General features: G+C 67.2%; 5 protein-coding genes and 5 pseudogenes. 2 read left to right on the top strand and 8 right to left on the bottom strand.

Translation table 11 applies throughout. The features are described 5' to 3' along the window. The 4 genes and pseudogenes from BO39_RS28190 to BO39_RS34735 all read right to left on the bottom strand — a co-directional run. On the bottom strand, window positions 1–346 hold a 346-nt coding region (locus BO39_RS28190; protein ID WP_043832340.1), incomplete at its 3' end, for a 3-hydroxyacyl-CoA dehydrogenase NAD-binding domain-containing protein. Window positions 347–754: 408 nt separating this feature from the next. Continuing rightward, a pseudogene (locus BO39_RS34740) lies at window positions 755–1,252 on the bottom strand (IS630 family transposase); the annotation flags it as partial. A 50-nt stretch (window positions 1,253–1,302) separates the two neighbouring features. After that, the gene (locus BO39_RS28180; RefSeq protein ID WP_169742887.1) at window positions 1,303–1,665 is read right to left on the bottom strand and encodes a winged helix-turn-helix domain-containing protein; all 363 of its coding nucleotides are present in this window, start codon (window positions 1,663–1,665) and stop codon (window positions 1,303–1,305) included. A gap of 316 nt (window positions 1,666–1,981) precedes the next feature. Continuing rightward, window positions 1,982–2,287 (bottom strand): annotated as a pseudogene (locus BO39_RS34735) (transposase); the annotation flags it as partial. Here BO39_RS34735 and BO39_RS28165 point away from each other — a divergent pair. Continuing rightward, window positions 2,198–3,438 (top strand): annotated as a pseudogene (locus BO39_RS28165) (IS3 family transposase). The pseudogenes BO39_RS34735 and BO39_RS28165 overlap by 90 nt on opposite strands. 198 nt (window positions 3,439–3,636) lie before the next feature. Here BO39_RS28165 and BO39_RS35525 read toward each other — a convergent pair. Both BO39_RS35525 and BO39_RS28160 read right to left on the bottom strand, forming a co-directional pair. Then, window positions 3,637–3,816, bottom strand: coding sequence for a transposase (locus BO39_RS35525; protein ID WP_408735192.1), 180 nt, complete (start codon window positions 3,814–3,816; stop codon window positions 3,637–3,639). A gap of 63 nt (window positions 3,817–3,879) precedes the next feature. After that, window positions 3,880–5,218, bottom strand: a pseudogene (locus tag BO39_RS28160) (IS701 family transposase). A 476-nt stretch (window positions 5,219–5,694) separates the two neighbouring features. Here BO39_RS28160 and BO39_RS28155 point away from each other — a divergent pair. Continuing rightward, the gene (locus BO39_RS28155) at window positions 5,695–6,885 is read left to right on the top strand and encodes an MFS transporter (RefSeq protein WP_169742885.1); all 1,191 of its coding nucleotides are present in this window, start codon (window positions 5,695–5,697) and stop codon (window positions 6,883–6,885) included. 463 nt (window positions 6,886–7,348) lie between these two features. On the opposite strand, the gene BO39_RS28150 is transcribed toward BO39_RS28155, so the two are convergent. Both BO39_RS28150 and BO39_RS32120 read right to left on the bottom strand, forming a co-directional pair. Further along, window positions 7,349–9,298, bottom strand: coding sequence for an alpha/beta hydrolase domain-containing protein (locus tag BO39_RS28150; RefSeq protein ID WP_052402973.1), 1,950 nt, complete (start codon window positions 9,296–9,298; stop codon window positions 7,349–7,351). Between the two features lie 196 nt (window positions 9,299–9,494). Beyond that, window positions 9,495–10,266 (bottom strand): annotated as a pseudogene (locus tag BO39_RS32120) (amidohydrolase family protein). Window positions 10,267–10,348 lie beyond the last annotated feature (82 nt).

Below are 10,348 nucleotides of genomic sequence, written 5' to 3'. Positions count from 1 at the left end.
CCAGCGGCCCCTTGGCCGCCCGCGCCACCTGCTCGGCGGCGGCGAAGACGTAGCTGAGGTCCGCATGCCCGTCGCCGCGGCGGGACGGCGTGCCGACGGCCAGGAACACGGCGTCGGCCCCGTTGATCGCCTCGTCGAGGTTCGTGGTGAAGCTCAGCCGCCCGTCCCGCGCGTTCTCCTCCACCAGCCGGTCGAGGCCGGGCTCGTAGATCGGAATGCGGCCGGCGCGCAGCGCCTCGACCTTCGAGACCTCCGTATCGACGACGCAGACGTCGACGCCGAATTCTGCGAAGCAGGCCCCCGAGACAAGGCCGACATAGCCAGCCCCAATCATTGCGACGCGCATGTGAATTCCTCAGTCTCAGACATACTATTATGGTCCGCCACATGGAGTAGCAACGACAGCCCGACAAACCAAGGCCTGTATGCGGCGGATTTTGGCCATCCTGATTTTAAGACTATTGGACGCTGTTGTAGAGAGTGGCGTTAGGATGTGGTTCGGTCTTTGATGGTTTGATCAGGGGCGAGCGAGAGTGTCGGGCGTACCAAGCGCGTTGAAGGTGTTGAGGATGTTGCAGCGGATCCGCCCCTCGGCGACTTGATGGGCGAAATCGCAGGCGGCGAGGCGCTCACCGAGGTGTTTTAAGCGCGACGCGGCGGTTTCGGCCGAGCTCCTGCGATGGTACCCGCTCCATCGGTTCCGCAGCCGTCGCCTGAGATGCCGGATGACGCGGAGCGTCTTATACCGTCGAGCCTATGAAGTGACCTTTCTGATCCAAGGATAGTTAGTGAGGGATTGGAGGCGCTCTGGGGTGAGGGCGTCCCACGCTTGGCAGCAGGCATCGACAATGGCGGCGTTGCTGTTGAGCAGGCGGTGCGAGAGGAAGCGTTCGCGCAGGTAGAGCCAGACCCGCTCGACGGGGTTCAACTCGGGTGCGTAGGGGGGGAGCGGCACGAGAGTGACATTGCCGGGCACACGGAGGTGGCGCGAACCGTGCCAGCCCGCCTAGTCCAGGACGAGGACGGCGTGCACATCGGGAGCGAGGGTGGCCGAGAAGCAATCGAGGAACAGGTCCATGGCCCGGGTGGAGACCATGGGCAGGACGAGCACAAAGCCTTGGCCTGTTGCGGGTCTGACGGCGGCGTAGAGGTAGGTCCAGTCATAGCGCTGGTCGCAAAGCCCGCGCGGGCGCTGCCCCCGTGCCCACCAGCGATGGCCGGTGCGGCTTTTCTGGCCCACTCTGGCCTCATCTTGGAACCAGAGCTCGACCTGCTGACCTGGATGATCGGCAGCAACGGCCGCTACGGCGCGGCGTAGCCCCCTTTTGTAAAAGCCGCCTTCGCCGGCTCGTCAGCCTCTGGGTGCCGCGGTCGGGTCTTCTGGCGCGACAGGTCCAAGCTGCGCACCACCCGCGACAGGCTCGCCGGGTGCAGGCGCTTGCCGAAGCGGCCCTCAATCCAGCGGCACAGCATCGGCAGCGTCCACTCAACCCCGCCATCCCGCTCCAGGTCAGGCCCGCGCAGAATGGTGGCGATCAGCACCGCCTGTTCGGGCTCGCTCAGCACCGGACGCCGCCCCAGCTTGGGGCGGTCTCGCAGACCCTCCAGACCCTCCGCGTTGCAGCGCACCACCGCGTCCCGCAGCGCCTGCCGCTCCAGCCACACCAGCCGCGCCGCCTACGCCCGGCTCAACCCATCTAGCGCGTGCGCCACCGCCAGCATCCGCGTCGTTGTACGCCGGTTCCGCGCGCGCCGCGCCAAACGCCGAAGCTCGGCGGCACTCGCTACATCCGTCCGGATCTCCAGTGCCCGCCCCGTCGGCCCACCCCGCCAGGTCAGGCCAGAAGCGAATCACCATCCCCGACCAAGCGGAAATCACACCAGAGTCAGTTCATCCGCTAGACGGTATAATTACGCCTGGCTGCTGCTGTAGTCTGCCGTTTCCATGGCTTGCCATTGCGCCTGGCTGGTACGACTAGGCTCAGGACGCAATGATTGAGAAGAGCACGGTGGCGGCGAGGAGGATGGTGGACATGAAGGTGTGGGCGCATCGGTCGTAGCGCATGGCGATGCGGCGCAAGTCCTTCAGACGCCCGAACATGTTCTCGATGCGGTGCCGCTGGCGGTAGAGGGCCTTGTCGTAGGTCCTGCGCCCCACGGTTGATCGAGACACACCGCAAGCGGACGGTATCCGCCCATGGGGTGCACGACGATGACAGAGGCGACGGATACCGCTGGTCCTAGCCGGGGTGGTCGGATGTCCCGTCAGCGCAAGCGGGATGCGGTGCTGCGGCTGCTTCGGGGCGAGGACCTGGAGACGGTCTCGCGGGCACTGGGTGTCACGGCGGCCACGCTAAGCGGCTGGCGCGACGCCTTCCTGGCGGATGGTGAGGCAAGCCTGGCGACGCGACCTGCTGACGGTGAGGCGCTCGAGAGCGAGCGGCTCAAGGCGCTGCTGGGTGAGATGCTGCTCGAGCGCGAGTTGCTGGAGGCCAAGGTCGCGGCGCTCGAGGGCGGCCGCCCTTTGGCCCGGCGCAGGTCACGGCCATGAGCCTGACCCTCTCGCCCAGCAGCGGCAGGCCCTATGGCCTGGCTCGGGTGTGCCGGGTCTGGCGCGCAGCCCGGGCGACGATCTACCGCCATCGCCTGCCGCCCCGGACGGAGCCGCCCAGGCGACGTGGCCCGGTCGGGTCCATGCCGGATCCCGAGTTGGTCGAGGCGATCCGGGCCGTCCTCGCGGCCAGCCCCTTTCATGGCGAGGGGCACCGCAAGGTATGGGCGAGGCTGCGCGTGCAGGGTGTGCGGACCTCCAAGCGCCGGGTGCTGCGGCTTATGCGCGAGCGCGACCTGCTCGCCCCATCGCGGGTCGGCAGCCCTCGGGTCCCGCGCAACCACGACGGCACCATCATCCCTGACGCAGTGGACACCATCTGGGGCACCGACATGACCACTACCTGGACCGGTGAAGGTCAGGCGGCGGTGTTCGTCGCCATCGACCACCATAGCGCCGAATGTGTCGGCCTGCATGCCGCCCGGCGCGGCACCCGCTTCGAAGCGCTGGAGCCTCTCCGCCAGGGCGTGCGCCAGCACTTCGGTGGCTTCGCCAAGGGCATCGCGGCAGGTCTCTCGATGCGCCATGACCACGGCTCGCAGTACATGTCCGATGCTTTCCAGGGCGAGCTGACGTTCCTCGGCATCGAGAGCTCGCCCGCCTTCGTGCGGGCACCCGAAGGGAATGGCTGCGTCGAACGCTTCATCCGCACCCTCAAAGAAAACCTCCTTTGGGTGCAGACCTTCGACACCGTCGAGCAACTCCGCCAAGCGCTCCTCGACTTCCGGCGCATCTACAACTCAATCTGGCTCATCGAGCGTCACGGCTTCAGAACACCGGACGCCGTCCGCAAGGATCAGCTTTCACCCGCGGCTCTCGCCGCATAGGCTCCACTCAGGTGTCTCAACAACCGCGGGCGGTACTTGGGCCCGCACGACGGTGCTGTCGATCATCTGCAAGGCATCGGCACCGCCGCCACCATCGGCCAAGGCCTGCGGCAGCACCTCCCACAAGCCCGGGGTAGTCCAGCGCCGATACTGCCGGTGGACAGAGTTCCAGTTCCCCAACTCAGGCGGCACGTCGCGCTAGGGAACACCGGTGCGCGCCACCCAGAAAACGGCGTCCAGCACCCGGCGGTGACCGCTTGGCGGACGGCCACGAAATGGGCCGGTCTCCACCACGAAGGGCTCGAAGAACGCCCACTCCTCGTCGTCAGCAAACCCCGCAGCACCACCGCCTTCAGCCAGAAGGCAGCCTTGAATCACCTCAGCCCTACGGCGTGAAGCACCTTTGTCCACGCCACCTAGCACTACCTTGGCAGTCGTGGATCAGGTGACGGACGGAACTGTCGCCTGCAGTGCGGGCATCGGACGGGCGTGACGAGGTGAGCGAAGAGTTGACCGATGATGGCCCGGCGCATGGCGGGCAGACTTGGTTGGGGTGGCGGTTTGCCACTCGGGAGTGGGCTGCACCTTTTTCCCCCGCCCGCGAACGGTTCGGAGCCGCAGGTGCTGGAGGTAAGCGAAAGCCATGCAGGTCATCAGTGCGTGTCGGTGCAAGCCGGTCCAGGACCGTCCCTCGAAGTGCCCCAGCCCGAGTTCCTGCTTGAGTTGCTGATGGGCCTGCTCGCAGACCCAGCGCCCCTTGATCGCGGCGGCCAGGCTGCGCAGCGGTGTGTCGGGCCTCAGGTTGCTGAGGTAGTACTTCCGCTCCCCTGTTGAGCGCCACTCGCCGACCAGCCAGACCTCTTCCCCCGGCAGGTGACGCGACGGACGCGTCACCGGGCCATCGCCAACCCGTACCCGCAGGGCAGCAAAGCGCGCGGCAAGCGCTCCCTTGGTACCCTGCCGCCAGCTCAGCCGGCGCCACCTGAGCTTGGCCAGGACGTCCTCCACGGCCTGCGGCTGCTCGCTGGGCACCGGCAGCTGGCGCGGACGGCCCCTGCTGGCACGCGGCCAGCGGAGCTGGACCGCTGTTGTGTAGACCTTCTGCGTGCGCGGGATGCCCACCGCCCAGAGTAGGTCCCGCTCGGGGAGCGCCTGGCGGAACTCGGCGCTCATCCCATAGCCCGCATCGGCCAGGACGATGCCAAAGCGCAGTCCTGTCTCGCGCAACCGATCGAGCTCGGCGAGCGCGATCTCGCCCTTGCTGTGGGCCACGATCTCCGCCTCGGGCACGCCAGCCCGGGCGCAACGTTGCGGGTCCTGCGTCCACGTGTCGGGCAGAAACAAACGCAGGGCCACGGGCAAGGGAACCTCGCCTTGGGCGAGGGTGAGCGACACAAGCGCCTGGCAGTTCGCCCTCTTCCCACCGCCCCGCAGTACTGCCGCGCCACGCCGACCGACAGATCACCCTTCTTGGGCAGCGCCGTATCGTCGATCACCAGCACCGCTTCGGGGCCACCCAGAAGCTCGTCCGCCCTCTCCGCCAGGACGCGCCAGAGCGGCGCGTCGTCGCAGGCCGGGCTGGTGATAAGTGGTGCAGTTGGTCGTGCCCGGGCAAACCCAGCCGTGCCGCCATAGGCTGCAGGCTCTTGCGCTCGCCAGGACCAAGCAGGCCGCGCAGGTAGAAAGGGGCCCAAACACGCCGCGTCTTGCGCCCCATCACGTCGAGAAACGGTCGGAGCCAGCTATCCAGATCGCCAGACGCGCCAATGACCTCCGCCATCGTCACCTCCTGCTAACCAGTCAGCCAGCAGATGGGTTACTCACCGCCCTGTTGAAGATGCCAAGGTAGTGCTAGAGCAAGCCAGCAGGACGATAGTGGCGGGGCAGGCGGCGCGGACAGTCCTCGGAACCATCGAGGGCGGCTGGAGCCCTCCTATGCCACTGCAGCCGCAGAGGCGCGATAGGAGGAGGCCACCCGCTCAGCGTATCAACTGATACTGGAGGTTGAGGCTCTACGGGCAAAGGGCGTCACAACCCGCCATGGCATTGCCCGAGCCCTGACAGAGAAAGGCGTGCCGACGCCTCGAGGAGGGCACACCGGGACACATACGACTGTGACGCGAGTTCTGGAGCGGCTTGGCGCCTAGTCGCGCGAGTGCTCCCACTGCACATTCGCGGAGAGGCCCGGCATCGCCAAAGTTCGGGCCGGCAAGGGGTTGGAAACGAGCCTTGAAGTTACCTTTGTGGGGCAGCGCCTTGGTCGCGACCTCGATCGTCCAGACGGTCAGTTCCTTTTCCTCCCTTGCTGTTCCCTTGTTAGGCCCGCCGCTGATGGCTCGTGCTGGGCTTGCGTCCGAAAGCATCGGCCTCGTCTCGGCTGTGACCTCTGCTGGCATCTGCTGGTGTCTGGCTTGCGGCGGGCCGATGTTGAGCCACCACGGGCCGGTCCGCACCCTTCAGATCGGCTTGGCCTGCATGGCTCTGGGTCTCTTCATCCTCTCACAGCCACTCGGCCTGATCGGTCTGCTCGGTGCGCTGGCTATCGGCTTCGGGACGGGACACAATACGCCGGCGGGTAGCCAGATCCTGGTTCGCACAGCTCCCCCAAGGCACCGCGCTCTGATCTTCTCAGTGAAGCAGGCAGGGGTGCCCCTCGGTGGCGCGCTGGCAGGACTCCTGGTCGCACCGCTCGTGCTGGCGCTGGGACTATCCGGCGCGCTCTGGGTGGTTATCGGCATCGCGTTGCTGACGACGCTCTCGGTGCAGCCGTTCCGCCGCCGGCTGGACGGAGATAGGTCCGCTGGGCGGCAGAACTGGGGGCGAGCACTACTTTCCCTCGCCGCACTGGCGCGCTCTGTCGCTGTTCTTCGGGCACATCCGTCCTTGCCCCTTTTGACTGCGTTCGGCGCTTCCTTCTCGGTTCTTCAGTCCTGTCTCACGGCGTTCACCGCCACCTATGTCATCACCCGCCACGGTGCCTCGCTGGCTGAGGCTGGGCTGGTTGTTGCGGTGATGCAGGTTGCCAGCATGGTGGGACGTGTTGTCCTGGGCTGGTTGGCAGACCGGGTAGGCCACGCCCTCCGACACCTCGCCCTGCAGGCGGTTGCCTCCACTGCGGCGGTCGGGCTGCTGATCTCGGTTGGCAGCCATGGATCCTGGACTCTCTACGGATGCGCGGCGCTGGTGGGGGTGACAGCAATTGGCTGGAATGGCGTACATATGGCGGAGCTAGCCCGGGTGGCACCTCTGCCTCTGGTCAGCGATGTGACATCCGCGGCCGGCCTTTTCGGGTTCATCGGTTCGATTTGCGGGCCGCTCGTATTCACGCTGATTGTGAGTTCGACGGGCAGCTATGATCTGGCTTTCATTGTCATGGCCGTGCAGCTCGCGACCTTTGCTCTGGCTAGCGTGATTGTCTTGAGGCGTGGAAAGGCCCGCGGCGGATGACCTGATGATGCGGGTCTATGCCGCCATGGCCCAACAGGAGCGGGAGCTGATCTCGGAGCGCACGAGGGCGGCCTGGCGGCCGCGAGGGCGCGGGGCGCTGTGCTGGGTGGAGACCGAGGGTGGAGGCCGCCGAAGCCGCCCTGTCCCGCCGCAGCTGCGGAGGCGCGCCAGGAGGAGGCGATCCGCACAGCGCACCGGCTTGCTTTGGAAGTGGAAGCAATCCGGGCCGAAGGGTCACCACGCACCTGGGGCTTGCGCGGGCGCTGACGGAGAGAGGCGTACCAGCGCCGCGGGGAGGAGAGGTGTGGACCCACACGACGGTGGCGCAGGTCGTCGCACGGCTCGGAGCATAGCTGCTGGCTCTGGAGCACGTTCATGCGAAGGTGCGCCGCCGGCGCTGCACAGATGCAAATCCGAACCGGCGCCGGACGCGCGTGGCGTTGGCCTTCAATCCCCAACCACTTCAGCGCAATTGGGCGAGAGCTCCCGATTGAGCGCGGGAGATCAGTCTCTCCGCGTCAAGTGGAAGAAGAAGCCGACTGGCCATCGCGTCCTCCGCCGCGCGCCTCACTGCGGCGGCATAGGCCGCGTCATCCGCATAGCGCTCCAAGACAGAGGGGCGCGGGTCGCCAACCGCAAGCCGTGCCGCCTGGGTCGGAGCCAGAGGCACCACCGCGCCTTGCAAGGGGTAGAGGGCCGCTGGGCCGAAACCCTGTGCCCGCGGGTTCCACCCCGTGTAGCTCGCCCGGGGCACGGCAAGCTGGAGCGCCCGCACGCCCGCCACCGCCATTCCATCCCCATCCAGGCGCGGAACGAAGACAGGGTAGCGTCCGATCTCGCGAGGAGGAGTGACGGACTGGTCGGAGAGAGCGGCGGGGGTGTGGATCGCCCCATAGGGCAGACCTGGGATCGCAGCGGGCATCGCTTGATCGGCCGGTACCAGTGTGCCGTGGGCGCGCATCGGCACACGGCTTGCGGGCGGCTCCCGTCCCTCGGCGAGCCAAGCCTCCATCGCGACGAGCAACGCACGCATCGGTGGGCCGGCATGCATCGGATTCTTCGGCAGCGCCATGGCTTCGATTCGGCCTGCTGTCTCACCCGGCTCTGCAAAATGCGGCGTGCCAGCCATCATATAGGCACGCACGTCGGGCGGCAGGTCGATGTGGTGCCCCGCTGCGTCCGTCACGAGCAGGGAGGCGCGGGAGGCCCACCATTCGTGCTCGCTGTCGCTCTGCATGACGCGCGGGCAGGTATTGGTAAGACGGCAACGCAGCATCAGGCCGTCACGCCGGCCGGAGAGTGGATCGTCCAGCACCGCGTAGGTGAAAGGGAAGGTGTCCGCCTGCCAGGCCGGATCCTGTGGGTGGCGCGCGTTACGACCGGGCTGGCCGAAACGCACGTTCGTCGCCATGCGCCGCGCGCCCGCAACATGCGGCATCAGCCCGTCGAAGACGACCCGGCCGTCGGTATCCTCGTTGAAGCCGAGATAGAGAAAGTCGCGCAGGAAGCGCCCAGATTGCGACACCCCGAAGCCGATGGCGCGGTGCACGGCAGGGCGTCCACCGAAGGCCAGCGGATTGTTGGCCGAGGTGTCGCGACGGAGGAAGGAGACGACATCGCGGACAGCGGCAAAGCCCATTCCCAGTATTGCTGGATCACGCGCCGTGTAGGTCACCTCATATAGAGCACCGGCATCGAAGCCCACCTCCGGTCGTGAGATCTCGACGCGCCGTGCATCCACCGCACGGGCGGAGAGCCCCGGCGGTGTCTGGCGCGGATCCGCCCAGGCCTGCCGGACCGTCACAGAAAGGTTCGCCGGATCCGCCAACGGCCAAGAAAGGGTAGCGGGGGCGGGGTTACGCGCGTGATCGAAGACGAACTCCTCCCGCACCGGGCCCGTCACACCGCTCAGCACCGGGGCTGCCAGGGCGAGCTGCCCAGGCTCCGATCGGAGGTCGGCCTGCCAGCCCACCCAGACCATCGTCGTGCCGCGCCCTGTCAGGAAGCCGATCCCCGCGTCTTCGGCCGTTGCGGCGCTATTGGCGCCGGGTTGCGGCACGTCGTCGAAGAGCTGCGGCGCGAGCTTCCGGCCGCGGTTCGGCACGTCCAGCAGAAGCGTTCCACTCCCGCGCGCTGCATCAGCGGGCCGAAGAATCACCACGTCGGCGGTGGCCTCAACCCGTCCCGCCGAGTTGCGTGGGGCCATGCCGATGTCGGCGACCACGGCGTTGCGAGGATCGGATGGATCCAGGGCAATTGTCGCGCGGCCCGTGATGCGGCGATATCCACCCACCTCGCCGAAGGAGCGGCCAGCAAAGGCGGGCACGTCCTCCGTTACCTCGAAGCGAGTCACTTCAGCCAGGGCCGGAGTGGCTAGGATGAGCATGGCTGCCAGGGCGGTCGGCTGCCGCATGGACGTGTCCTCCGAATTTTGGGCGAGGATCGTCTTCCCAGCGCGGTTGATCAAGATCGGTGCGCAGGTCTCGCGCCCTGCCCGAGTGGCTTTCGTGAAGCAGCTGCCCACTGCAGGCTAGAAACGGCCTGCGGCAGCCATCATCTCCCGGCTTCAAAGGCCGCTGACGCGTGCCTGTCGAGAACGCCCGTCCTGATTAGAAGTCATACAGGCACGCCGGGTTCATCACGAGAATGGCCCGCCTCGTTGCCTCGCTCGGTATCCATTCCCCGAGCAGATCAAGAAGCGCCAGCTCATCGGGTTTGGGAGCCGGCGCGTTGGGGTGAGGCCAGTTAGAGCCCCAAACCAAACGCTCCGGCGCCGTCGCAACGAGCGCACATGCGATGGCAGAAACATCCGAGTACCCAGGCGGCCCGCTCCGCGACACACCGTAGGGTGAGGAGAGCTTCACCCAGGCGCGGCCACCCTCCAGCAGCCGCAGCAAGGCCCGGACGGCCGGCGCGGTCAGGCGGCACGGGATCGTGGAACCGGCCGACATGATCGATCACCACAGGGCAGGGCAGGCTGCGGATCAGCGCTTCCCGCTCCGGCATCTCGCCGCCGTCGAATTGCAGCTGCACGTGCCAGCCCAGGGGGGCAACATGCGCCCCGAGGGCGTGCAGCCGCTCCCACGGCACCGGACCGCCTCCGAGCATGAAGGCCCGGGCACCGCGGGCACCCGCCGTGTGCAGGCGACGCAACTCGCTAGCTGGCGTTTCCGGCGTCACCGCCACCACGGCCCGCGCGGCACCAAGTTCGAGCCTGGCCACTGCGTCGAGCGTGCAGGAATTGTCGGTACCATAGGCAGTCGGCTGAACCACCACCGCCCGGGAGAGCCCGAGACGCGCCTGCACGGCTCGATAGGCCGTGAGATCGCTGCCGAGGGGAACGGGGGGATAGATTAGTCGCGGCGACCGACGTTGGTGCATCGATCGGAGCGTTGGACGCATCTCTCCCAGGAGCCCTGGCGATCAGGTGGTGCGCACATACTCCGGGCGACCCAGGTTTAGC

It is taken from the genome of Roseomonas aerilata DSM 19363 (assembly GCF_000711725.1).
Classification (GTDB): Bacteria; Pseudomonadota; Alphaproteobacteria; order Acetobacterales; family Acetobacteraceae; genus Roseomonas; species Roseomonas aerilata.
This window is presented reverse-complemented; position numbering and strand designations above follow the sequence as displayed.

Coding starts and splice junctions, on each gene's coding strand:
- BO39_RS28150 (WP_052402973.1), bottom strand. CDS start 9,298: ATGCGGCAGCCGACCGCCCTGGCAGCCATGCTCATCCTAGCCACTCCG.